This window comes from Mycobacterium sp. 852002-40037_SCH5390672 (genome assembly GCF_001665875.1).
In the GTDB taxonomy this organism is placed as follows: Bacteria; Actinomycetota; Actinomycetes; order Mycobacteriales; family Mycobacteriaceae; genus Mycobacterium.
The window spans coordinates 45,337-69,386 of sequence record NZ_LZTA01000059.1 but is presented as its reverse complement, the minus strand read 5'-3'; the positions used below and the strand labels follow the sequence as shown (position 1 = coordinate 69,386).

The 24,050-nt window shown below is 65.1% G+C and carries 23 protein-coding genes and 1 pseudogene; 16 read left to right on the top strand and 8 right to left on the bottom strand.

From position 1 onward, the window contains the following. Positions 1-364, top strand: a pseudogene (locus tag A5782_RS09690) (dihydrodipicolinate reductase); the annotation flags it as partial. Positions 365-387: 23 nt separating this feature from the next. Continuing rightward, positions 388-1,593 (top strand): MalY/PatB family protein, encoded by a 1,206-nt coding sequence (locus tag A5782_RS09685; RefSeq protein ID WP_067098604.1) that lies wholly within the window; start codon positions 388-390, stop codon positions 1,591-1,593. A gap of 30 nt (positions 1,594-1,623) precedes the next feature. Here A5782_RS09685 and A5782_RS09680 read toward each other — a convergent pair whose 3' ends face one another. Continuing rightward, positions 1,624-2,352: a DUF2652 domain-containing protein gene (locus A5782_RS09680; RefSeq protein ID WP_067098600.1), complete on the bottom strand. Its 729-nt coding sequence runs from the start codon at positions 2,350-2,352 to the stop codon at positions 1,624-1,626. A gap of 111 nt (positions 2,353-2,463) precedes the next feature. Between A5782_RS09680 and A5782_RS09675 the strand changes: the two genes are divergently transcribed. Both A5782_RS09675 and A5782_RS09665 read left to right on the top strand, forming a co-directional pair. Beyond that, positions 2,464-3,369: a haloalkane dehalogenase gene (locus tag A5782_RS09675; protein ID WP_067098596.1), complete on the top strand. Its 906-nt coding sequence runs from the start codon at positions 2,464-2,466 to the stop codon at positions 3,367-3,369. 241 nt (positions 3,370-3,610) lie between these two features. Next, on the top strand, positions 3,611-4,267 hold the full coding sequence (locus tag A5782_RS09665; protein ID WP_067098588.1) for a TetR/AcrR family transcriptional regulator: 657 nt from the start codon (positions 3,611-3,613) through the stop codon (positions 4,265-4,267). A gap of 197 nt (positions 4,268-4,464) precedes the next feature. Here the strand turns inward: A5782_RS09665 and A5782_RS09660 are convergent, their stop codons facing one another. Further along, positions 4,465-5,193 carry a 3'(2'),5'-bisphosphate nucleotidase CysQ gene (locus A5782_RS09660; RefSeq protein WP_067098584.1) on the bottom strand — a complete coding sequence of 243 codons (729 nt, stop codon included), beginning with the start codon at positions 5,191-5,193 and terminating at the stop codon, positions 4,465-4,467. A gap of 172 nt (positions 5,194-5,365) precedes the next feature. Here A5782_RS09660 and A5782_RS09655 point away from each other — a divergent pair, with 172 nt between their 5' ends. Next, complete coding sequence (locus tag A5782_RS09655) at positions 5,366-5,932, top strand: hypothetical protein (RefSeq protein WP_067098581.1); 567 nt, start codon at positions 5,366-5,368, stop codon at positions 5,930-5,932. 27 nt (positions 5,933-5,959) lie between these two features. Here A5782_RS09655 and A5782_RS09650 read toward each other — a convergent pair whose 3' ends face one another. Next, positions 5,960-7,135, bottom strand: a complete 1,176-nt coding sequence (locus A5782_RS09650) for a thiolase family protein (protein ID WP_067098578.1) — start codon at positions 7,133-7,135, stop codon at positions 5,960-5,962. A gap of 204 nt (positions 7,136-7,339) precedes the next feature. Between A5782_RS09650 and A5782_RS09645 the strand changes: the two genes are divergently transcribed. The 5 genes from A5782_RS09645 to A5782_RS09625 all read left to right on the top strand — a co-directional run bounded on the left by A5782_RS09645 (position 7,340) and on the right by A5782_RS09625 (position 12,885). Then, positions 7,340-7,732 (top strand): hypothetical protein, encoded by a 393-nt coding sequence (locus A5782_RS09645; RefSeq protein WP_067098575.1) that lies wholly within the window; start codon positions 7,340-7,342, stop codon positions 7,730-7,732. Between the two features lie 136 nt (positions 7,733-7,868). Continuing rightward, a complete protein-coding gene (locus tag A5782_RS09640) occupies positions 7,869-8,765 on the top strand; it encodes a DMT family transporter (protein ID WP_067098573.1) in 897 nt (298 codons plus the stop codon). Positions 8,766-8,899: 134 nt separating this feature from the next. Further along, on the top strand, positions 8,900-9,649 hold the full coding sequence (locus tag A5782_RS09635; protein WP_067098570.1) for a sensor domain-containing protein: 750 nt from the start codon (positions 8,900-8,902) through the stop codon (positions 9,647-9,649). A gap of 222 nt (positions 9,650-9,871) precedes the next feature. Then, positions 9,872-11,209, top strand: coding sequence for a magnesium transporter MgtE N-terminal domain-containing protein (locus tag A5782_RS09630; RefSeq protein WP_067098568.1), 1,338 nt, complete (start codon positions 9,872-9,874; stop codon positions 11,207-11,209). Next, the gene (locus A5782_RS09625; RefSeq protein ID WP_067098564.1) at positions 11,206-12,885 is read left to right on the top strand and encodes an NRAMP family divalent metal transporter; all 1,680 of its coding nucleotides are present in this window, start codon (positions 11,206-11,208) and stop codon (positions 12,883-12,885) included. Before A5782_RS09630 ends, A5782_RS09625 begins: the two co-directional genes overlap by 4 nt. Here A5782_RS09625 and A5782_RS09620 read toward each other — a convergent pair. After that, positions 12,875-13,897 carry a TIGR03617 family F420-dependent LLM class oxidoreductase gene (locus A5782_RS09620; RefSeq protein ID WP_067098561.1) on the bottom strand — a complete coding sequence of 341 codons (1,023 nt, stop codon included), beginning with the start codon at positions 13,895-13,897 and terminating at the stop codon, positions 12,875-12,877. The two genes, A5782_RS09625 and A5782_RS09620, sit on opposite strands and share 11 nt — an antisense overlap. A gap of 269 nt (positions 13,898-14,166) precedes the next feature. On the opposite strand from A5782_RS09620, the gene phnC reads away from it, so the two are divergent. The 4 genes from phnC to A5782_RS09600 are packed head-to-tail and all read left to right on the top strand — an operon-like array spanning position 14,167 to position 17,715. Further along, positions 14,167-14,931 carry a phosphonate ABC transporter ATP-binding protein gene (gene phnC, locus A5782_RS09615; protein WP_067098558.1) on the top strand — a complete coding sequence of 255 codons (765 nt, stop codon included), beginning with the start codon at positions 14,167-14,169 and terminating at the stop codon, positions 14,929-14,931. After that, the gene (phnD, locus tag A5782_RS09610) at positions 14,931-15,812 is read left to right on the top strand and encodes a phosphate/phosphite/phosphonate ABC transporter substrate-binding protein (RefSeq protein WP_067098556.1); all 882 of its coding nucleotides are present in this window, start codon (positions 14,931-14,933) and stop codon (positions 15,810-15,812) included. The genes phnC and phnD overlap by 1 nt, the downstream gene beginning before the upstream one ends. Continuing rightward, the gene (gene phnE, locus A5782_RS09605) at positions 15,809-16,648 is read left to right on the top strand and encodes a phosphonate ABC transporter, permease protein PhnE (protein WP_082942855.1); all 840 of its coding nucleotides are present in this window, start codon (positions 15,809-15,811) and stop codon (positions 16,646-16,648) included. Before phnD ends, phnE begins: the two co-directional genes overlap by 4 nt. After that, positions 16,645-17,715, top strand: coding sequence for a phosphonate dehydrogenase (locus A5782_RS09600; RefSeq protein ID WP_067098552.1), 1,071 nt, complete (start codon positions 16,645-16,647; stop codon positions 17,713-17,715). The genes phnE and A5782_RS09600 overlap by 4 nt, the downstream gene beginning before the upstream one ends. A gap of 8 nt (positions 17,716-17,723) precedes the next feature. Here the strand turns inward: A5782_RS09600 and A5782_RS09595 are convergent, their stop codons facing one another. After that, positions 17,724-17,939: a hypothetical protein gene (locus A5782_RS09595; RefSeq protein ID WP_067098549.1), complete on the bottom strand. Its 216-nt coding sequence runs from the start codon at positions 17,937-17,939 to the stop codon at positions 17,724-17,726. Positions 17,940-18,008: 69 nt separating this feature from the next. Continuing rightward, positions 18,009-19,946 (bottom strand): molecular chaperone HtpG, encoded by a 1,938-nt coding sequence (htpG, locus tag A5782_RS09590; RefSeq protein ID WP_067098546.1) that lies wholly within the window; start codon positions 19,944-19,946, stop codon positions 18,009-18,011. Between the two features lie 117 nt (positions 19,947-20,063). Between htpG and A5782_RS09585 the strand changes: the two genes are divergently transcribed. Both A5782_RS09585 and A5782_RS09580 read left to right on the top strand, forming a co-directional pair. Beyond that, positions 20,064-20,684: a TIGR03085 family metal-binding protein gene (locus A5782_RS09585; protein WP_067098542.1), complete on the top strand. Its 621-nt coding sequence runs from the start codon at positions 20,064-20,066 to the stop codon at positions 20,682-20,684. A gap of 18 nt (positions 20,685-20,702) precedes the next feature. Continuing rightward, positions 20,703-21,614: an NAD(P)H-binding protein gene (locus A5782_RS09580; protein WP_067098538.1), complete on the top strand. Its 912-nt coding sequence runs from the start codon at positions 20,703-20,705 to the stop codon at positions 21,612-21,614. Positions 21,615-21,627: 13 nt separating this feature from the next. Here A5782_RS09580 and A5782_RS09575 read toward each other — a convergent pair whose 3' ends face one another. Both A5782_RS09575 and A5782_RS09570 read right to left on the bottom strand, forming a co-directional pair. Then, the gene (locus A5782_RS09575) at positions 21,628-23,160 is read right to left on the bottom strand and encodes a class I adenylate-forming enzyme family protein (RefSeq protein ID WP_067098535.1); all 1,533 of its coding nucleotides are present in this window, start codon (positions 23,158-23,160) and stop codon (positions 21,628-21,630) included. A 19-nt stretch (positions 23,161-23,179) separates the two neighbouring features. Continuing rightward, on the bottom strand, positions 23,180-24,022 hold the full coding sequence (locus A5782_RS09570) for an acyl-CoA thioesterase domain-containing protein (RefSeq protein WP_067098532.1): 843 nt from the start codon (positions 24,020-24,022) through the stop codon (positions 23,180-23,182). Positions 24,023-24,050 lie beyond the last annotated feature (28 nt).

Below are 24,050 nucleotides of genomic sequence, written 5' to 3'. Positions count from 1 at the left end.
CGGCACATGCGGCGCGCTGCGGATGCAGGCGATCGGAGTGGTCGACGGTCGGGAAGCCATCGTCATCGAGCACGTCACCCGACTCGCGCACGATGTCGCCCCGGACTGGCCCACCGGTATAGGCGACCTGTCCTATCGCGTCATGATTTCCGGCGATCCGGACATCGACTGCACCCTGGCGGCGACGCTGAAGGATCCCGGCAAGGCCGGGATCGGCGGGATGACCTCCGGTGCGGGAGCCATGGTCGCCACCGCGATGCGCGTCGTCAATGCCGTGCCGTATGTCGTTGCCGCCCAGCCGGGATTGCTGAGTTCGGTCGACCTTCCGTTGACGATCCCGCAAAAAGCGTTTGTCGGCGGGTAGGTCGCGCCCGTTACTCTGCGGGCGTGACGGTTAATCCACTCGAGGAACTCACCCTGCAGCAGCTGCGGCTGCGCACAAGCATGAAATGGGCCGCGCATCCCGCCGACGTCCTGCCGCTGTGGGTCGCCGAGATGGACGTCAAGCTGGCACCGACGGTGGCCGAGGCGCTGTGCAAGGCCATCGACGACGGCGACACCGGATATCCCTGCGGCACCGCGCTGGCGGAAGCGGTCAGCCAGTTCGCGGTGCAGCGCTGGCAGTGGCATGACCTGGAAGTGACCCGCACTGCGCTCGTCCCCGACGTCATGCTCGGTGTCGTCGAGGTGTTGCGCCTGCTCACCGATCGCGGTGACGCCGTCATCGTCAACCCGCCGGTGTACGCGCCGTTCTACGCTTTCGTGACGCACGACGGCCGCCGGGTGATCGAGGCGCCGCTGCGCGATGGGCGAATTGACCTCAACACCTTGGAGAATGCCTTCGTTCAGGCCCGCGCGGGGGCCGGTAAAGACGCGAAGGCCGCCTATCTGCTGTGCAATCCGCATAACCCGACCGGATCGGTGCACACCACCGACGAGCTCCGCGGGGTCGCTGAGCTTGCCCGCCGATTCGGCGTGCGAGTGGTGTCCGACGAGATTCACGCCCCGGTCATCCTGCCGGGATCGCGCTTCACCCCCTTCCTCACCGTCCCCGGCGCCGAGAACGCCTTCGCCCTGACCTCGGCGTCGAAGGCCTGGAACCTGTCCGGCTTGAAAGCTGCGCTGGCCATCGCCGGACCGGAGGCGGCCGCCGACCTGAACCGGATGCCGGAGGAGGTCAGTCACGGCCCCAGTCACCTCGGCGTCATCGCTCACGCCGAGGCGTTTCGCAGCGGTAGCGACTGGCTCGACGCGACCCTGCGCGGCCTGGACGAGAACCGGACATTGCTGGGCGAATTAATCGCCGAGTACCTTCCCGGAGTGAAATATCAATGGCCGCAAGGGACTTACCTCGCGTGGCTGGATTGCCGGGAACTCGGCTTCGACGAAGAAGTGGCCGATGGCCTTGCGGTGGTTGCCGACCTGTCCGGGCCCGCCCGCTGGTTTCTCGATCACGCGCGGGTGGCGCTCAGTTCCGGGCACGTATTCGGAACCGGCGGAGCCGGACATGTGCGATTGAACTTCGCCACCTCGCGAGCCATTCTCAGCGAGGCCGTGTCGCGAATGGGCCGGGCCCTGGCCGACGATCGATAGTGGGACCGCTTCTAGCACAGCGGTTTTCGGCTACGCAGAGATTTCCTCGGCCCCACGGCCCAGGTTGCGGAATCCTTGGGCAGGCTCCTTCATGCCGAGAGTGAAAGGCAGGGTGTCGAACTCGAACTTCATCGTTCCGCCGAGCCGGCGCAAAAAGCTGCGCTTTGGCGCCGCGACGGGAACCTGCAACCCCGCGAGGTCGATGTAGTGCGTGGACGTTTCGCCGATTCCATCGAAGACGTGCACCAGCGGCAAGCACAGCTCGCGCATCTGCTCGTCGAGGCATGCCGCGACGGGATCGGTCATCAGCACGTATTCAGCAACCGGCACCGTATTTTTCAGCATTCGGTGCACCAGGATGACATCGAAGCCGGCCAGCTCGGCGTGGCGCTTCACCTTCTGATCGGCCACCTCGCCCACGTGTACGACGAACTTGAGCGACAGCTTGTCCAGCTGTTCACAACTCGCACACTGGCAGGCGATGTCATTACTCATTCGCTCGCGCCGCTCCAGGAACGACGCGCGCATCCGTGACAGACGGTCGCACACGACCACTTTGGCCTCGGTGTCCGGCGCCCAGAAGAACGCGGCGTCACCCTCGAGTTTCGCCAACTTCAAACCCTTGCCCGCGTTGATGACCGACTCCAACAGGGCGGCAACCGTCAGCTGGGCATGGGCAAGGTGCGTCCGGTTCCACTGCATGTAATGCGTGTACCCGCCGATGTCGGCTATGAGCAGAACCGCGCGCCGAATTGCCATGAACAAGTGAGTTTAGTAGCCCTTGGGGCCCAGCTCAATGAATCTCCTACTAGACGAACTCGCGCCGGCGAGAGAGGCTAGCAGAGGTGGCGGTTCACCGGAGGAGCTGAAATGCATGTGCTGCGAACCCCGGACTCCCGTTTCGAAAACTTGGAAGGCTACCCGTTCATTGGGCACTACCTCGACGTAACCGCAAGCGACACCCGGCCCCTTCGCATGCACTACCTCGACGAAGGGACGATCGAAGGGTCGCCGATCGTTCTGCTGCACGGCGAGCCCACGTGGAGCTACCTCTACCGCACGATGATCCCGCCGCTGACCGACGCCGGGAACCGCGTGCTTGCGCCCGATCTGATCGGTTTCGGCCGTTCGGACAAGCCCAGCCGGGTGGAGGACTACACCTATCAGCGGCATGTGGAATGGGTGATCTCGTGGTTCGAGCACCTCAACCTCAGAGACGTCACGCTGTTCGTGCAGGACTGGGGCTCGCTGATCGGACTGCGCATCGCCGCCGAGCAGTCCGATCGCATCGCGCGGCTGGTGGTGGCCAACGGTTTCCTGCCCACGGCGCAACGGCGCACCGCACCCGCCTTCTACGCCTGGCGTGCCTTCGCGCGCTACTCCCCCGTGCTGCCCGCGGGCCGCATCGTCGGCGCGGGGACAGTTCGTCGGGTGCCGGCGAAAGTCCGGGCCGGCTACGACGCGCCCTTCCCCGACAAGACGTATCAAGCCGGGGCCCGGGCGTTTCCTCGGTTGGTGCCCACCTCGCCCGCCGATCCGGCGATTCCGGCCAACAGGAAAGCCTGGGATGCCCTCGGCCGCTGGGAAAAGCCGTTCCTCGCCATTTTCGGAGCACGCGATCCCATCCTCGGACGGGCGGACAGCGCCCTCATCAAGCACATCCCCGGCGCTGCGGGTCAGCCGCACGCCCGCATCAACGCCAGCCACTTCATCCAGGAGGACCGCGGACCCGAACTGGCCGAACGCATCCAGTCATGGCAGCAGGCCTGGCTCTGAGAGTAGGGCGTCGAACCGGCTTAGCGGGCGCGCGAGATGTCTACCGGCGGTGGGCAAGTGGACCTCGTGATGGGATCCACCCATGTCGTCGGCGACGAGTGGTTGGAGGCCTTACGGCCGCAGCTGGCGACCACCCGACCGATGAGACTGAATCTCGATCGACGGCAGCAAGCCGATTTGACAATGCTCGACTCGTTGTATGATTGGGCGGCTGAGCATTGAACGGGTGGGGTTTTTATCGATGGGCAGAAAAGGGTGGGGCGGCGCGCCTCCGGTCGACGACGAAGAGGCGCGCAAGCGCATCGTCGACGCGGCAATCCGGAGCATGGAACGCAGGGGCCCGCAGGGAACCAGCCTTTCCGTCATCGCCGGTGACCTCGGTGTCACCCGCCCCACGGTGTATCGCTATTTCGACACCATCGACGAACTCGTGACGGCGGCCGGTGATGTCGCCCTGGGCGGGTGGACGGCCCGCATCGCCGATCTGACGTCGGGCATCGACAACGCGGTGGATCTGCTCGTCGAGGCGGTGGCCTACCTCGTCGAGCGGCTGCCCCACGAACCTCTGTTGATGACGCTGCTGGAAACCGACCGAACACGTTTCATGAGCCAGCAGATGGTGATGGGCGAAGCGATCGCGCGATCGCGATTACTGTTGGAGCACACCGGAATCGACTGGGCCGCTTTGGGTTATCGGGGTGACGACTTCGACGATCTGGTCGAGTACTTGCTTCGCCTCATTCAGTCTTTGGTCCTGGTTCCGTCCCAGTCGCGCACCACGATCGAGTTACGGGCCATGCTCCGACACTGGATCGGGCCCGTTGTGATGACGCCACCGGATACGAGTCGCGCCCTGATCGAAACAGATCGCGATGATCGACTTCGCGTTCATAGATGAACGACAAAGCGACATTCTGCGGATGCCGAACCCACCCAACATGATCCGTGAATCTAACTCATTTACTCAAATGAATTATACAGTGTTGCAAATGATGTAATATCTGGTTGTCGCCGCCTCATGAGGATGAGTCAAGGCCTCATGCGGCGGCACACACAGACCGACAAGCCCGCCGGTTGGCGCCACCGGGCGGAGAGTCAGCGCGTAACCGCGAGTACGGCTTCCGCTAATTCAGGACGGCAGACCAGGAGATCCGGCAGCTTTGGGTCGGACTGGTTGTACGCCAGAGTGGACCCGTCGATGCGCGAGGTGTGCAACCCCGCGGCTCGTGCCACCGCTACGGGCGCGGCGGAGTCCCACTCGAATTGGCCGCCGGCATGCACGTACACATCGGACAACCCTTGGACGATCGAGGCAACCTTGGCTCCGGCGGAACCCATCTCCACCAGGACTCCGTCCAGCGCATCCTTCACGTTCAGAGCGACGGCGGGTGGACGGGTGCGCGATACCACGATGCGCGGTTTACCCGGCGCGGCCGGAGGCCAAGCAACGTCGGGGGTGGCCAGCGTAATGCCCTGGGCCGGCAGCGCCACGGCACCGGCGACCAACTCACCGTCCTGCCAGAGTGCGACGTGCACCGCCCAGTCGTCGCGTCCCAGCTCGGAAAATTCCCTCGTGCCATCCAGCGGATCGACGATCCAGACGCGGTCCGAGCGCAATCGCACCGGGTCATCGGCGCCCTCTTCGGACAGCACCGCATCTCCGGGCCGCTCGGCGGTGAGCGCCTCCATCAACAAGTCGTGGGATCGCTTGTCCCCGGCCGCCTTCCGATCACTCGCGTCCGCGTCGGCGAACTCTTCTCGAACCCCGAGCAATAGCCGACCCGCCTCAGTGGCCAACCGTGCGGCCAGATCATGGTCATTCATCGGCAACTCCACAGAATCCTCGATATGTTGGTAGCGATGACCAACTTTACCTTGTCACGTCCGCCGGCGGGCACCACCCCGACGGAAAAGTTCCACCCGTAATCTGGTGAGCGTGAGCGGCAACGCCAACGTCCCTTTATCGAGGCGGTTGCGGCACACCTCGCGGGGGCGTTTGATCGCGGTCGGCATTGTGACGGCGGTCGTGCTGGTCGGGATCCTCGTCGTGGTGGGCGTGCAGCTGAGCCGGGGCCATCAAAGCGCGACGGCGCCCAGCGCCCAACCGTCTCCGTCAGCGCCGGAAAGCTTCGCCATCCCGGGCTGCTACAACCCGTCCGTTCCGCCGGTCCCGCGCCCGAAGAAGCTCAACGTTTTGGGCTGCGCCAGTGTCGCCGTTGCGCTGCAGGACATGTCGTGGACTTCCTGGGGCCCGCAGGGCGCCGACGGAACCGGCACGGCGCTGTTCAAGCTCTGCGATCCCAATTGTGCGGCGGGATCTCAGCTGACCGAGCCGGTCGAAGTGCACGCGTGGAATCCGCAGCCGCCGCGGCGCGAGGCCATCTGCCAGGTGGGCTTGGAGATTTTCGCCGACATGATCCTGGCCTTCCCCAAGGGCGCCCCCCCACCGAACGTGCAGAAAATGAACACCCAGTACCACGGCGAGCCGGCCGTGCACTTTGCCAACTACTCGAGCGGCGACACGCGCGGCACGCAATTCATCGGCTACACGTTCTGCAACTAGCCGGTGTTGCCGCGACCGAGGCGTCGCTTAGACCTCGATGACGACGGCGCCGCCCTGGCCGCCGCCGGCACACATCGCCGCGACGCCGATACCGCCGCCGCGGCGGGCCAGCTCGTAGGCCAACGTGGTCACCATGCGCGCACCGGAAGCCGCGATCGGGTGACCGAGGCTGCAGCCGCTGCCGGAGAAGTTCACCTTCTCCTCGTCGATGCCGTATTCCCGGCACGCGGCGATCGGCACGGACGCGAACGCCTCGTTGATCTCCCACAGCGCCACGTCGCCGGGCGACAGACCGGCCCGCTGCAGCACCTTGCCGATGACCTTGACGGCACCTAGACCACAGTCCCTGGGCGGTACGCCGGCGGCGGCCCAGGCCCGTACCGTGCCCATCACGTTGAGCTTCTCGGCCTGCGCGTAGTCGCTGTCGACCAGCGCGACCGCGGCCGCGGCGTCGTTGGTGCCACTGCTGTTACCCGCCGTGATCGAGAAGCCCTCGATCTCGGGGTGCAGCACCTTCAGGCCGGCGAGCTTCTCGACGGTGGTGTCGCGACGCGGATGCTCGTCCACAGCGAACTCGGTGATCGAGCCGTCCACCTGGGCGATCTTCAGCGGCAGGATCTCATCGACGAACTTGCCGGCGTCCATGGCCGCGATGGCGCGCTCATGCGAGCGGGCGGCCCAGGCGTCCATCTCCTCGCGGGTGATGCCGACGGACTGCGCGGTGTTCCAGCCCACGGTGATGGACATGTCCTTGGCGGGCGCATCCGGCGTCTCGACGTGCGTCGGCGGCATCCAGCGCTCCTCGAACTTCAGCTCGGGACCCGGGATCCGCCAGTTGGTCAGCGGGGTCATCGACAGCGACTGCACACCGCCGGCGATGAGCACGCGCTCCATGCCGGAGCCGATCTGCGCCGCGGCGTTGCCGATGGCGGTGAGGCTGCCCGCGCAGTGCCGGTTGACCGACTGTCCGGGAACGTGCTCCAGGCCGGTCGCGGTCGCCGCGTACCGTGCGAGATCGCCACCGCCGTAATGCGATTCGGCAAAAATGATGTCATCGATGGCGGACGGATCGACACCGGAGCGGCGCACCACCTCGGGCAGCACTGCGGTGATCAGCGTCTCGGGCGGGGTGTTGACGAGCGTCCCCTTGAACGAACGGCCGATCGCCGTCCGGACAGCTCCGACAATTACAGGTGTACCCATGTTCTCAACCTCAAAGGGTCTGGCGGCGGTCAGTCGCGGCGAATCGTTTCAAATACTGTATCGACAATAGTATTGGTCTAAGTTCGGTGGGGCCGCTCTGTGACCGCGCTAACAATTAAGCGGTTAGTACACGCGGCGCCAACAGGACGCCTATACCGACGCCGACCGCACGTAAGCAGTGGCCGCAATGGGCACAATGTCTTCATGACAATCAGACCCCTGGCCGGCCATGATGCCACCCAGCAACTCGCCTACCGTGTCGCGGCGATGCTGCTCGGCATCGGCACCCTGCACTTCGTTGCGCCCAAACCATTCGACTCCATCATTCCGGTCGAGCTGCCGGGAACCCCGCGGCTATACACCTACGGGTCGGGTGCGGCCGAGCTGACGATCGGGGCTCTGCTGGTGCCGCGGCGCACCCGGCGGCCCGCCGCGCTGGCCGCCGTGGCGCTGTTCGTCGGGGTCTTTCCGGGCAACGTCAACATGTGCCGGTTGTGGTGGAGCAAGCCGTGGCCGATGCGCATCGTCGCCCTGGCGCGGCTGCCGCTGCAGATTCCCATGATCACCACCGCGCTCAAGATTCGGCGCAACAGCTGACGCTGCGTAGGCCGGGGCTTGGCTGCGCCGCGGCCGGCTCGGATGGTAGCCGCACCCGCCTCGTAGCGACACACGAATTGAAGCAAACCGTTTGCGTCACAAGCGGAATGGCCAGCCAGGCGCATAGGAGAGGGGTGTGAGCAGGACAGGCATCGCCGCGTTGCTCGCGGTGGCGGCCGCCCTGATGGTCGGTGCCGGAGACGTCGTCCAGCAGCGGTCCGCTCAGCAAGTCACCGATAAACCGGTCGGCACGTTCGCCCTGTTTCGCCGGCTGCTGCGCGACAGGCAATGGTGGACGGGCACCCTGGTGGCCGGGGCCGGGTTCGGTTTTCAGGCCGCGGCTCTGGGCCTGGGCTCGGTGGTGCTGGTGCAGGCGCTGTTGGTGACGTCGTTGCTGTTCGCCTTGCTTATCAGCGCGAGGGTGAAGCGTCGTAGAATCACCCGCCGGCAAGGGATCTGGGCGGTTCTGCTTGCCGCCGCGGTCGCGGTGGTGGTGACGGTCGGCGACCCTCAGCAGGGGGCCCCGCGCGGGTCGGTTCACACATGGACCATCGTGGCGCTGGTCCTGGGTCCGGCGTTGGTCCTGTGTGTGATCGGCGCGCGGATGTTCCCGGGTTCGGTGGGCGCATTGTTGCTGGGCCTGATGTCCGGCTCGCTGTGGGGACTGTTTTCGGTGTTGACCAAGGGCGTGGTCGACCAACTCGACCGCGGCATCCCGGCCTTGTTGCGCGCACCCGAGTTGTACGTGTGGGTGATGGTGGCGATTGCGGCCACCGCCTGGGAGCAGTCGGCGTTTCGGGCCGGCCCGCTCACAGCGTCGCTCCCGGCGGTCACCGTCGCCGAGCCCATCGTCGGATCAGTGCTCGGTGTCACCGTGCTGGGTGAGACGCTGCAGACCAACGACCTAGGCTGGGTGGCCTTGGGTTTATCGGTAGCGCTGATGGGGGCGGCGACGGTGGCGCTGGCCTACAGCCAGGCCAGCTATGCGCCCTCACCTGACGAGAATCCCTCTCGCACAACGGAGAAGGCCTGACGTCAGCTCAGACGTGAACCGACCCGGTGCGCGGTGGTCACAACGGCCGATCGCTGCCGTCAGAGCCTGGGTGCAGCCACATATACAGCAAATTCGCGGTGCGCCATCTCCCTGCTGTCGTATGCTCCTTGCGCATGAGGAGCCAGCTGACCGCGGCAGTTGCCGTTGCCGCCGCCGGAATACTGATAGCCGGGTGCGCCGGTGACAATGCGGGCGGCACCGCCTCGTCGTCGACCACCACCACCACGGCTTCGCCGAAGACTCCCCTGGCGCAAGCCGCGCTGCCCGATCTGATGCTCTCGCCGAACGATATCGACACCGTGCTGGGGGTCACGGGAACCTCGAGCGACCCGCCGATCACCAAGTTGGTGGAAGACCCGGTCAAGCGCGAGGATTACACCTTTCCCGCCGAATGCAGATACACCACTCACGCGGCCTTGGCGTCCGTCTATGCCGACAGCGGAAGCACCGCGGTATACGGCTACCACGACCAGGCGCCGGCGCCCTCGGGGGCAGACCAATTGGAAAGCCCTGACGTATACCAATTTGTGGTGCTGTTCCCGTCCCCCGAGCAGGCGAGCGCGTTCTTCGCGACGTCGGCCCAGCGCTGGCCCGCCTGCGCCAACCGCCAGGACACCGTTCCCGCCGCCGACGGTAAACCGGAACTTCAGTGGAAGGTGGGCCAGGTGTCCAATGCCAACGGGGTTTTGAGCACTCCGGTGACCCTGACGATCACGTCGAACGGCGCGAGCGTAACCATGCCCTGCCAGCGGGCGCTGACCGTCCGCAGCAACGTCGTCATCGATATCGACGCGTGCCGCAAGGATGTCGGGAACCTCGGCGTCAGCATTGCCAACCAGATCGCTGGAAAAGTCGACAAGTAACAACTGTCGCGCGGCGCGGAATCCCAATCGCCTTCTGCTGTTTACCTATTGGCCGTAGTCGCCCGCTGCAACGGGCGCGTATGCTCTGGCCGCCGAGGCGCTCACACGACCATGCTTGTGCCACCCGTGGATCCGATTTGAAGCCGTACACGGCATCGCATTCCTGGTTTCGAGGTAGGTTGTCCGCGGGTTCGGTCGTCGCACCGCCTTGAGGAGGGATACGTGGGCACATCGGAAAAGGCGTCCAAGCCGCGCGCCGGGCAGCCGGTCATCCACCTCTCGCAGTTGTTGCGCGCGCCAGTGCTGGCGCGCTCCGGCGAAACGGTCGGGCGGGTCGAGGACGTGATCGTGCGGCTGCGAGGAGCCGAGGAGTATCCGCTGGTGGCCGGGATCGTGGCGGGGGTCGGCGGACGCCGGGTCTTCATCGGCGACAAATCCATTGAGGCATACTCCGTGGACCGAGTTCTGTTGACCAAGAACAAGGTTGACCTTCGGGGGTTCGAACGCCGCGAGGGTGAGGTGCTGTTACGCACCGACGTGTTGGGCCATCGGTTGATCGACGTGGCCACTGTCGAGCTGGTGCGCGCCTACGACGTGGAGCTGGAACAGACCGGCGAGGGCTGGATGGTGACCCGCCTGGACACCCGCCGTCCACCGCGATTGTTCGGGCTGATCAAGCATTCGGGCGGGCACGCGGCTCGCGATTGGAAGGCGTTCGAGCCGCTGATCGGCCACGCCCGCTCCGATGCCGTCCGGCGTCTGTCGGACCGATTCGGCGACCTCAAGGCCGCCGAGATCGCCGATCTTCTCGAGGAAGCGGACAAAGCCGAGGGCGGCGAGATTCTCGACCGGGTGCACAGCGACCCGGAATTGGAAGCCGACGTCTTCGAAGAGCTGGACCCGGAGAAGGCCAGCCGGCTGCTCAACGGCATGCCGGACAACGAGGTCGCCGCGCTGCTGGGCCGGATGCGCGCCGACGATGCCGCCGACGCGATCGCCGACCTGCGCCAGTCGCGGCGCCGGCGCGTGCTCGAGCTGATGCCCGCGCCACAACGCACCAAAGTCATCACCTTGATGGGATTCAATCCCGAAAGCGCCGGCGGGCTGATGAATGTCGACTCTGTGACATGTTCGGCCACCGCCACCGCGGGCGAGGCATTGGCGCTGATCGCCGAATCGCGCAGCATACAACCGGAAGCCCTCATCAAGGTGCACGTCCTCGACGAGGACAAACGTCTTGACGGCGTCGTTTCGGTGATCACCCTTTTGCAGGTCGATCCCGCTGAAACCCTTGCTGCCCTGATGGATTCAGACCCCGTGCGGGTCAACGCCGACGCGGATCTGACGGACATCGCCCTGCTGATGGCCGATTTCAATCTCTACTCCATCCCCGTCGTGGACGAGCAGGACCGCCTACTCGGGGTGGTGACCGTCGACGACGTGCTGGAGGCGACCATTCCCGAAGACTGGCGCCGCCGGGAACCCGCACCGCGCCCCATCCGCGAAATCACCGCCGCCGACGACCGTGACGCGCCGCCGGGCACAGGTAGCGCCCAGTGAGCTCCGGCGGGGAGAACACCACCCGGTCCGACGCGCAGGAAGTTCAGCGCTCCGAGCCGACGCAAACACGGCGCACCGCGGTGCTCGACAGCGCGCACCTGGGCGATATCGAGGGCGCGTTCGGGCGCATCAGCGTCGGGGAAGCCGAGCATGCCCGAACCTGGCGGACCCGGCTGCTGACCCTGCTCGCGATCGTCGGACCGGGAATCATCGTGATGGTCGGCGACAACGATGCGGGCGGGGTTGCCACCTACGCCCAAGCCGGCCAGAACTACGGCTACTCACTGCTGTGGGTGCTGCTGCTGCTGATCCCCGTGCTCATCGTCAACCAGGAAATGGTGGTCCGGCTCGGCGCGGTCACCGGGGTTGGACACGCCCGGCTGATCAACGAACGCTTCGGCCGCGGCTGGGGCTGGTTTTCGGTCGGCGACCTGTTCCTGCTCAACTTCTTGACGATCGTCACCGAGTTCATCGGCATCAGCCTGGCCGCCGAATATATCGGCGTCTCCAAATACGTTGTGGTACCGATCTCGGCGGTGGCGTTGGTGGCGATCATGGCCAGCGGCAGCTTCCGTCGATGGGAGCGGGCCATGTTCGTTTTCATCGCCGTCACGCTGCTGCAGATCCCGATGCTGCTCATGTCACACCCGCAATGGGGACATGCGGCGAAGTCATTTGTCGTGCCTGGCATTTCGGGTGGGATCAGCTCGGATGCGGTGCTGCTGATCATCGCCATCGTCGGCACCACCGTGGCACCGTGGCAGCTGTTTTTTCAGCAGTCCAACGTCGTCGACAAGCGCATCACGCCCCGGTTCATGGGCTACGAACGCGCGGACACGGTGCTGGGCGCCTTCGTGGTGGTGGTCGGCGCGGCCGCGCTGATGATGACCGGCGAATGGGCGGCCCGCTCCACCAACACCATTGGCGGCTTCACCGACGCCGGTGCTACGGCGCATCTGCTGGGCGAGCACCGCCCGGTACTCGGCTCGATCTTCGCCATCGTGCTGATGGACGCCTCGATCATCGGGGCCGCGGCGGTGACTCTGGCCACCAGCTACGCCTTCGGCGACGTGTTCGGACTGAAGCACTCGCTGCACCGCGGCTTCGCCGACGCCAAACAGTTCTACCTGTCCTATACCGCGATGGTGGCGCTGGCCGCGGCGATCGTGCTGATTCCCGGCGCCCCGCTCGGGTTGATCACCACCGCCGTTCAGGCCCTCGCCGGCCTATTGTTGCCCAGCGCCAGCGTGTTTCTGCTGCTGCTGTGCAACGACCGAGAAGTGTTGGGGCCCTGGGTCAATCGGGCCTGGCTCAACTGGGCCGCCGGGCTGATCGTCGGCGTCCTGCTACTGCTGTCGGGGATCCTGATGGCTACCACGCTGTTTCCGGACCTCGATGTCGTCGCGGTCGCGGGCTACCTGACGCTGACCCTGGTCATCCTCGCGGCGGCCGCGGCACCGGTGCTGCGCTTGCTGGCTCGCCGGCAGCCTTCGCGACCCCAGCCCCAGCTTCCGGCCCGCGGCGTCGATCGCAGCACCTGGCGCATGCCGCCGCTGGCACTGCTCGAACCGGTCACCTGGTCGGCCGGGACCCGACTCGCGATGATCGCCCTGCGCGCCTATTTGGTTGTCGGGGCGTTGCTTCTGGTGGTCAAAGCCGTCCAGCTCAGCCGCTGACCGCTTGTATCCGGCGGGCAACCTCGCCGTACCGCTCGAAGCGCTCCTGATCGGCAACGGAGTTGTACAGCACCAACCGCGTTGCGGTCCCGGCGTATTTCTCGGTCAGCGCATCGGCCAACCCCTCCCAGGTCGACTCGGTGGCGAAAACCGCGATGTGATCATCGCTGACCTGGGCGGCCATGCCGGCGAAGTCTCCGGCCTTCTGCTTCTCCCTTATCCGGGCGGTCGTGCCTTCGAAACCCGCCTCATCCCAGATGAACGCGTAGTTGGGCGTGCTGCCGTAGAAGGCCATGCTGGCGCGCACGATTTCGCGCTGCTTGTCACGCTCTTCATCACTGTCGCCGACGACCGTCATGACGGGCACGATGATCGCGAGGTCCGACGCTGAACGACCCGCTTTCGCCGCCCCTTCGCCGACCGTCGGTAGGACGTGGCGGGCCAGGTAGCCCGGTTCACCGATCGGATGGACGTGAACCCCGTCTGCCACTTCGCCCGCCATCCGCAGCATCCACGGATTGACCGCTGCGATATCGACTTTGGGATCGGGAGCGTCGATGGGTCCCGGGCTCCACTGCGGGGTGATGAAGTCGAGATCGTAAAAGTCGCCGTGGTGGTCGAGGGTCCCGGACCGGAAAGCCGCGAAACACGCCTTCACGGCGAGTAAGTAGTCGCGTAGCCGGGGTCCGGGCCGCTCGAAGGCCGTGCCGTAACGTCGCACCACGTGGGTGCGCACCTGCGTTCCCAGGCCCAGCCGGAACTTCCCTTTCGTTGCCTCCTGCAGTTCCCACGCCGCGGCGGCCGTGACGAAGGGACTGCGCGGAAAGGCCACTGCGACGCCCGTCGACAATTCGAGATCGGGCGCGGCCTGCGACGCCACGGCGGCGTTCAGGTATGCGGTGCGGCCGGTCTCGGTGAACAACAAACCGGAGAACCCGGCGGATTGTGTCCGCCGGGCAAGCTCACCGATGTGGCCGAGCGGCTGGGGAATCGTCATCGCGTCGACGTGCATGGTGGGAGCGTACGTCGGGCCCCCGCGTCGACTGCGTCGTATCCCGCGCAAAGGCGCCGGAATCTACCGTCCAGAGGTATACGCCAACCGACCCCCAAACGATCACTGCATGAACAACATCGGGGCGCTCGGCGTACAGATACTAACTTCTCGTCCGTTCGAAAGTCTTTTGACAAGAGGGTGTTTCGAGCCGCACTCGTCAAGTAGCGTAGGCACGTCGCCGGGTTCGGTGCCAATATCAGCGCGCTCGATCGGGGTCTTGGAGGACGGTGATCCAGCTATACGACGTGAGTGTGCGTTACGAGGCCACCATCGCGTTGCACCCGCTGACTATCGGATTCCCGGCGGGCAGCTTCACCGTCTTGCTCGGCCCGTCAGGGGCCGGCAAATCGACCCTGCTGCGGTGTATGAATCATTTGGTCACCCCGACCAGCGGACACATTGAAGTGGCCGGCATCGGCCCTCTTAACAGCAGCTCGAGTATTCGTGCACATCGGCGGCGTACCGGCATGATTTTTCAACAACATCAGCTGATCGGTCGTCACACCGCGTTGCGCAATGCCCTGCTCGGATGCATGGCGTCAACCGGTGTCCTGCAGGGGTTTTGGCGGACAAATCGCACTGAGACGTACCGCGCGCTGGCGGCTCTCGATCGCGTCGGACTGTTGACGAAAGCCATGGTTCGCGCGGATCGGCTCAGCGGCGGCGAGCAACAGCGGGTAGGTATCGCCCGTGCGCTGACCCAGCAACCCGACATCGTCCTCGCGGACGAGCCGGTGGCCAGCCTCGACCCGGAAACCGCCATCAGCGTCTTGAGCATGCTCCGCGACATCTGCCAACAGGACGGCATCACCGCCGTGGTCAGTCTGCACCAGGTGGAGCTCGCGCGACGCTTCGCCGATCGCATAGTCGGGCTGTCCGCCGGCCGCCTGATCGCCGACGCACCGCCCAGCGAGATCGACTCGACCCAGATCGACCGGATCTATCGCCATACCGACAACTCCCCGACAGCTCCGACGACAAAGGAATCCTGATGAAGGCCGCGCGCATCTTGATAACCGCACTGCTTGCGATCGTCCTCGCCGCTTGTGGAAGCTCCCACAGCCAGACGGCGCCTAATCCGTCGTTACTGCGAGTTGCGTTGCTGCCCGACGAAAATGCCAACACAGTGATCCAGAACAACCAACCGCTGAAGAATTACCTGGAATCGAAACTCGGTAAGCAAATCGAATTGGTGGTCACCACGGACTACTCGTCGATGATCGAGGCCATGCGGCACGGACGACTGGAGCTGGCATACTTCGGCCCGTTGTCCTATGTCCTCGCAAGATCGAAAGACCCCGGCATCGAACCCTTTGCCGCCGTCGTCGAGGAGCGCGGTGGGCCGCCGGTGTACCACGCGCTGGTGATCGGCAATGTCAGCCAGGGCATCAACACAATTGCCGACCTGAAGGGCAAAACGATGGCCTACGGGGACCCGGCCAGCACCTCAAGCCACCTCATCCCGAAATCGATGCTGGCAGACCAGGGATTGCGGGCCGGGCAGAACTACCAGGAGCAGTTCGTCGGCGCTCACGACGCGGTCGCTTTAGCGGTGCAGAACGGCAACGCCGCGGGCGGAGGCATCAGCAAACCGATCTTCGAGACCTTGGTGCAAAAGGGCACGATAGATGCGGCCAAGGTGAGGGTCGTCGCCGAGTCGAAGCCATACCCGAACTACCCCTGGACGATGCGAAGCGATCTGGACCCGGCGCTCAAGACCTCCATCGCGAACGCCTTTCTGGCCCTTCAGGATCCCGCGGTGCTCAAGCCGTTCAAGGCAGTCGCCTTTGCGCCGGTGACGGATGCGGACTACGACGCGGTTAGGCAGCTGAGCACACAGCTGGGGCTTGACCTCAATTCACTCAGCCGATGACGGTTGCAGCGCGGCGCGCTCGGCTGAACCCCGAGGTCGTGAACGCCGAGTATGCGGCCATCGTGCGCCTTGAGCTACGCCGACGTGTCCGTTTCATCCTCGTTGTTGTGGCGGTAGTCGCGGCCGTGCTCGGCTGCTGCGCCTATACCGGACTTCTGGACGCTCGCCGGCTGAACGACGGGGTCCCGGCGGTGTTTTCGCTGATCGGTGAGATGTGGCCCCCGGACTTCAGCCGCGCCGGTTCCTGGCTCGCGCCGCTGCTGGACACGATGGCAATGAGCGTGGCAGGAACCTTCATCGCGATTGTCCTGTCATTTCCGCTTGGACTCGCTGCCGCCCGCAACACGACGCCGCACCCGCTGGTGTACCACCTCGCCCGAACGATGCTGAATGGCCTTCGCGCGATACCTGAACTCATCATGGGGATCGTATTCGTGGCCGCCGTCGGCTTCGGGGCATTGCCCGGGGTGCTGGCGCTAGGGCTGCACTCGGTAGGCATGGTGGGCAAGTTCTATGCCGAAGCCATCGAACACGTCAGCCCCGCCCCGGTTGAAGCCGCACGCGCGGTAGGAGCGCGTCCGGCCCAGGTCATCGCGCACGGGTTTCTGCCGCAAGTGCTGCCGCAATTAGCGGACGTGTCAATCTACCGCTGGGAGTACAACTTTCGGGCCTCGACCGTGCTCGGACTGGTCGGCGCCGGCGGCATTGGCTTCCAACTCATGGCCGCGCTGCGGGTCCTCGAGTACCGGCAGGTTTGCGCGATCATGCTGGTCATCTTGGCAACAGTCACCGTCGTGGATAGCCTGAGCGGCTGGTTACGAAGCCGGTTCGTATGAATACGACTCACCCGCAGCCCTTTCGGGTCGTCATCACCCATCGGGTTCACGCCGACGTGCTTGACCTGTTGGGCCAATCGTGCGAAGTCTCGGCCAATCAGACATCCAACAGTCCCACGCGAGACGAATTGCTCAGCAGATGCCGCGATGCTGACGCGCTGGTGGTGTTCATGCCCGACCACATCGACGAGGAGTTACTACAACACAGTCCTCGGCTGCGGATAGTGGCCGGCGCGCTCAAGGGTTACGACAACATCGACGTCGACGCGTGCACGGCGCGTGGCATCTGGGTGAGCTATGTCGAAGACCTGCTCACCGGCGCGACTGCCGATCTCGCGGTCGGCCTGTTGATCGCGCTGGACCGCCACCTTCTCGCGGGCGACAGCATCGTCCGGTCGGGGCAACATCGTGGCTGGCGGCCCGAACTTTATGGTGGTGGACTGGCCGGCAGGCAGATCGGGATCGTGGGCATGGGGGCGGTCGGGCAGGCGGTCGCTCATCGACTGCGAGCATTCGACGCGCAATTGCTGTATACCGACCCGACGCCGCTACCAGTCGCCGGCGCGAAAGAGCTCGGAGCACGAGCAGTGCCGCTCGAGACGCTGCTGACGGACAGTACCGCCGTGGTGGTTACGGCGCCGCTCACCGACCACACCCGCCACCTCATCGGACCGGCGGCGTTGGGGCGACTTCCCCGCGGGACATTGTTGGTCAATGTGGGCCGCGGGTCGGTGGTGGACGAAGATGCCGTAGCCCGATCCCTAATGACGGACCACCTGGGCGGCTATGCGGCCGATGTGTTCGCTTTTGAGGACTGGTCAGATCGAGACCGGCCCCGACACATTCCCGCTGAACTTCTCGCGCACGACCGCACCGTGTTCACTCCCCACCTGGGTTCGGCGGTCCGCGAGGTGCGCCGCCAGATCGAACTCGCGGCGGCGCGCAGCGTTCTCGATGTTCGCGATGGCAAGCGACCTTCCATTGCGGCGAATTTCATCACGGGATCTGGGACTGACGACGCCGACCACCAAACCGGCCGACCTGAGCATGTCGACCAAGGCTTTTAGAGCAGCTCTCAGCGTTTCGTTGGCCGCCGGCTCACCGGGGCGGTGAAGCCTTCGGTGTCATCGAAGAATGCCCATTGTCCGTCGTCGTTGACCTCCATGCGCCAACCCAGTTCGGTGTTGCCGCCCACCGAGTTGACGAACCAGGCGTGCGCGGCCTCGGCGTGGGCAAAATTTTTCGTCGCGACGACCCGGCCACGTGGGTCGATAACGCGAAACTCAGGCATGGGATCTAATTTATCCCTGCCTGCGCGTTTTCAATCCCAAAAATCGCCTATTTACCGGTAAACACTGGGCTACACCGTGCGGGCCAGGCGGTCGACGAGGATCTCGGCAAACCTCGCCGGATCGTCGAGCACCCCACCTTCAGCGAGAAGTGCTGTGCCATAGAGCAATTCCGCGGTCTCCGCGACCGAAGGGTCGTCGCTTCGGTCCTGGTGCGCTTGGCGCAGGCCGGTGACGAGCGGATGGTTGGGATTGAGTTCGAGAATCCGCTTCCCCACCGGAATGTCCTGCCCGGAAGCCCGGTAGATGCGGGCCAGCGCCGGCGTGATTCCGAAGGCATCGGTGATCAGGCAGGCGGGCGAGTCCGTCAGGCGGGTGGACAGCCGAACTTCCTTGACGTGGTCGGTCAAGGTGTCCTTCAGCCAGGTGAGCAGGTCGGCGAATTCCTTCTGCTGCTCTTCGCGCTCGGCCTCGCTCTGGTCGCCCTCGGAGCTGAGGTCCACCTCGCCCTTGGCGATCGACTGCAGGGGCTTGCCGTCGAACTCGGTGACGGTTCCCACCCAGACCTCGTCGACCGGGTCGGTGAGCAAGAGCACCTCGTAGCCCTTGGCTTTGAACGCCTCGAGGTGCGGCGACTTCAGGATCTGCTGACGCGACTCCCCCGTGGCGTAGAAGATCTGCGACTGGCCCTCCTTCATGCGCTCCACGTATTGGGCGAGCGTGGTGGCTTCCTCCTCGCTGTGCGTCGAGGCGAATGAGGAGACCTGCAGCAGCGCCTCCTGGTTGTCGAAGTCCGACAGCAGGCCCTCCTTGACGACCCTGCCGAATTGGGTCCAAAAGGTGCGATAGTCCTCCGGACGCTCGGACTGCAGATCCTTGATGGTGGACAGGACCTTCTTGGTCAACCGACGCCGGATGGCCTTGATCTGCCGATCCTGCTGCAGGATCTCGCGCGACACGTTGAGTGACATGTCCTGCGCGTCAACGACGCCCTTGACGAAGCGCAGGTATTCGGGCATGAGCTCTTCGCAGTCGCCCATGATGAACACGCGCTTGACATACAGCTGAATCCCAGTCTGGCCGTCCCGGTTGAACAGGTCGAACGGGGCGTGCGACGGGATGAACAGCAAGGCCTGGTACTCGAAGGTGCCCTCGGCCCTCATCGCGATGACCTCGAGCGGGTCGTCCCAGGCGTGCGCGACGTGCTTGTAGAACTCCTTGTACTCCTCCTCGGAGACCTCTTCTTTGGGCCTGGCCCACAAGGCCTTCATCGAGTTGAGGGTCTCGGTCTCTTTTGCGACGGTTTCCTCACCGCCCGCCCCCTCTTCGTCCGGGGCAGCCGGTTCCCGCCGCTCGACCTCCATCCGGATGGGCCAGGCGATGAAGTCGGAGTATTTCTTGACCAGGCTCCTGATCTTGAACTCCGCGGTGTAGTCGTGCAGTTCGTCCTCGGCGTCCTCGGGCTTGAGGTGCAGGATGACCGACGTTCCTTGCGGAGCGCCGTCGACCGATTCGATGGTGTAGGTGCCCTCGCCGCTCGATTCCCATTTGGTGGCCTCGCTCTCGCCGGCCTTGCGGGTGAGCAGTTCGACCTTGTCGGCGACCATGAAGCTCGAATAGAAACCGATACCGAACTGCCCGATGAGTTCCTCTGAGGCCGCGGCGTTCTTGGCCTCCCTCAGTTCCTTGCGCAGCTCGGCGGTGCCGGACTTGGCCAGCGTGCCGATCAGATCCACCACTTCGGCGCGCGTCATACCGATGCCGTTGTCGCGGATGGTCAGGGTGCGCGCATCCTTGTCCACGTCGATCTCGATGTGCAGGTCGGAGGTGTCGACGTCCAGGTCCTTGTTCCGGAACGCTTCAAGCCGCAGCTTGTCCAACGCGTCGGAGGCGTTGGAGATCAACTCCCGCAGGAACGAGTCCTTGTTGGAGTAGACGGAATGGACCATCAGATCCAGCAGTTGCCGAGCCTCTGCCTGAAACTCCAACTGCTCGACGCGGGCGTTCATGAGTTCTCCTACATCTCCTTTCACAGGACCGTGACGGACTCAAATTTACCGAGCCGCCGACCATTGGTGTTGGGCGGACCCGTCCACTTCGGGAGCGACGGCCTTTACCCTGAACGCATGTCTGTTGCTCAACGCGAACGCGCCGCTCTCGTGGAAACCATGCGCGGCGTCGGTCCGGATGCACCCACCCTGTGTGAAGGCTGGACGACCCGCGACCTGGCTGCCCACCTGGTGATCCGTGAGTACCGTCTCGACGCAGCGCCCGGCATCGTGATTCCCTTCTTCGCCTCCCATACCGCCAAGGTGCAAAACCAGGTGACCGAGCAGAGCGATTGGGACGAGCTGGTCGGCAAGCTCTCCGCCGGCCCGCCGGTCTACTCCCCGCTCAAACTGCTCGACCCGGTGGCCAACGTGGCCGAGATGTTCATTCACCACGAGGACGTGCGTCGCGCGCAGCCGGGCTGGCAGCCGCGCTCGCTGGAGCCCGCCCTGGGCAAGATGTTGCGTCGCACCCTGCCGCTGATGGCCCGGCTCACCCTCGCGAAGGTGCCCGGCCGGGTGGCGTTGCGTACCTCAGAGGGCAAGACGGTGCTCACTTCCGGTCAGGGGCCGGCGGTCACGGTGACCGGGGCGCCCGAGGAGCTGCTCCTTTTCAGCGTGGGACGCCAGGCCCAGGTCGATTTCGACGGCGACGCCGCGGCGGTGCAGGCCGTCCGCGATGCACCCAAGGGCCTATAGGCGTAGCGATCGTCGATCGTGACAGGTCCGCTGTATCTGATCACTGGTGCCGGCGGTGGCACCGGTGGGGTGAGCCGGCTGGTGGTTGAGCAACTGTGCGGGCGCGGTGGTCGGGTGCGCGCGCTGGTGCACCACGACGACGAGCGAGCCGACTCGCTGCGCGACCTTGGCGCCGAGGTGGTGGTCGGTGATCTGACCGATCCGCAGAACGTCGTCGCCGCGATGACCGGCGTTGATCGCATGTTCTTCTCCATGAGCGTCTCGCCCGACTACCTGCAGGCCACGGTGGTCGTGTGTGATGCGGCGTTGGAATTGGGTCGCCTCGAGGTGTTCGTGAACATGTCACAGATGACGGTTTCGCAAATGACACTGACGAGCACCGGCGAGTCTCGTCAGCATCGCTTGCACTTCCTGGCCGAGCATGTGCTGAATTGGTCCGGGGTGCCGGTAGTGCACATCAGACCGACGGCTTTTCTTGACAATCCGATGTTCACGCTGTTTGCGGTTCCGTCACTGCGCGAGCGAAGCGTTCTAGCGCTGCCATTCGGTGCGGGCCGGACTTCGCCCATCGCCGCCAGCGATGTTGCACGCGTGGTCTCAACTGTGCTGTTGGATCCGGCCGAGCGCATCGGACGCGTCTATGAATTGACCGGTCCGGAAAGTCTCGACATTGATGGTTTGGCCGCGCAATATGCCCTCGGATTACACCGGTCGATCACCGGCACCGACGTCCCGCTCGATACGTGGGTTGAGGAGATTCTCCAGCCCCTTGGTCTGCCGGCACACCTTCAGCAACACCTCACCACGATGGCGCGGCTGCACCGATCGGGTCGATACGACCGCGCGACCGATGACGTCGAAAAGCTCACCGGCCGACCCGCGTTGACCGTCGCGCAATACATCGCCGAGAATCCACAGCTGTTCTCGTAGCGGCCTACCAGAGTCACCCAAAGGACTCGCGCAGCTCTTTTTTGATCACCTTGCCGAATTGATTGCGCGGTAGCGTATCGACGACCACCAGGTGCTCGGGGTGTTTGTAGCGGCTAAGTCCCCGTGATTGACAGTGTCGCACAAGAGATTCCAAGGACACGCCGCCTTGGGTCGCGGGCACCACGACGGCACAGACGCGTTCGCCGGTGCGCGGGTCGGGAATCCCGATCACGGCGACATCGGCGACGGCGGGATGGGTGGCCAGCGCGTTCTCGATTTCGAGGGCCGAGATGTTCTCCGCATTGCGGATGATCGCGTCCTTGGTGCGACCCGTGACGCGGACATTGCCGTCGGCATCGATCAGGCCGAGATCGCCTGTGCGCAACCAGCCGTCGCTGTCGAAGGCATCGGCGTCAAGTTTCGGATCGGCGTAGCCGAGGAAGCACTGGGGCCCCTTGAGCTGTAGCTCTCCTTCCTGTCCGGCACCCAGTGCGACGCCACGGCTGTCGACCGTGCGGACCCTGACACCCGGCACGGGCGGCCCGACGGTATGGTCGAGCACCTCGGGCGCAGCGGTCAGTGAGGGTGAGGTCGCGCACGGAAACTCGGTCATTCCCCAGGCATTGGCGATTCCAGCCACGCCGAAGGTTTCGCGGACCTGACGCCCCAGTTCGGCGGTGACGGGCGCGCCTCCGGCCAGGCAGCCCCGGACCGAGGGAAACAGCGGCCGATCACCTTGGGCCCATTGGGCTTCGAGGAACGCGACGAAGAATGGTGTTGCGGTGCCCAGGAACGTCGGATTGTGCGCGGCGATGGCCCAGGGTGTGGTGGCCGGGTCGAACGCCTCGAACAGTGCCAACCGCATGCCGGTCAGCAACGCGGTGGCCAGCATCGCGGCCCCGCCGATATGTGCGATCGGGAAGGCGATCGGATCGACGTCGCTGCTGGTGGCTCCCACCATGCCCACCACTCCGGTCGAGCCGGCGATGACCGACGTGTCGGTATGACGGATCCCTTTGGGGGTCGCGGTGGTTCCCGAGGAGTAGTAGATCCAGCGAGCGTCGTCGGCGGATCCCGGAGGCGACTGGAGGGCGGCGGTGTCGGCGCCGGGTAGCCGCAGCTCGCCGGCGGCCGGAGGGGTCGCCAGGTCGAGGCTGATCACCTCAAAGCCCCTATCCCGCGACAATGCCCGCGCCAGCCCACCATGATCGAACCCGCGCCAAAACTCCGGCGCCACAAAGAATTCGGTGTCCAGTTGGCCGGTGATGAAGCCAACCTCCCTTTCCCGCAGGATCGGGATGATCGGGTTCTGGACCGCACCGAGTCGGGCGAGTGCGGCCATCACCACCATGGTTTCCAGGGTCGTGGGCAGCTGCCAGGACACGACAGTGCCTGCGCGGACTCCTCGTTCGGCGAGGGCGGCAGCGGTTGCGCATGCGGCGTCGTGCAGCTGACGCGCGGTCAGACTGCGGCCATGCTCGTCGGCCAGGAGTGGCCGGTTCGATCCTCGGTGTGCCGCGTCCGCGATCAACGACCAGAACGTCACCGTGCCGATCCTCCGATCCTCACCCGGCTGACGGCATCGTAGAGGGGGGACGAAATCCCGAGTGCGCGACGGCCACCGATACCCCAGTGCCGATCGGCCCCTTCGCGTCCACCAGCACCGCCGAGCCGCTGGCGACCCCGTCATGGCTGTGATGCGTCAGGGAGGCAAGCCCGATGTGGTCCCCTTCGGGCAGCCGACTCAATGTGAGCGTGTAGTCGACATTGATGAACTGCAGGGAGTTAGTGCCCCAGTTGGCAATCGAGGCCGTGATGTCGCCGGCCATCGCCACGCGGGTGAAGGCGGTCAGTGGTTCGTCGTCGATCAACGGGCGCGTCTCGTGTATCCACGTGTATTTCGGGCCATTTGTCTGAGGCCAGTCCGGATCCGGATTCTGGACGTCGGCGCCCCAGCCGTAGGTCCGCATGAACAGTGTCGAGTAGGCCTCGTCCAGCGGGATCGGTGGCATCTGCACCGGTGGCGACCAGACGTGGCCGTCGGGCTGCGCGCCGCGCCGCAAAAACAGTGCGCTCGCCTGTGCCACGGGGTCGCCGTCCTGGGTGATCACGGCCTCGACCAGCCGTAATCGACGCCGGTCGTGCCGCATTCGGGTGTGCACCTCGAGCGGCGTCAAGGCCGTGGGCCGCGGCAGGTCGACGGTCAGGCGCGCCGGTTGGAATTCCGCATCTTGGGCCGCATCCTCGACCGCCCATGCCAGTAGTCCGCCGACGACATGGCCGCTTAGCGAGGGCCCCCATCCGCCGCGCGCGATTTTGGTTGGGACGAGGTAGTTTTCGTCGCGCACAAAGTACGGCGCCGGTTCCGCCCATTGAGCTTCATTCGGCACGATATTGGGCTCGGCCACTGTATGACCCTTCGCGTGATGGGATTGC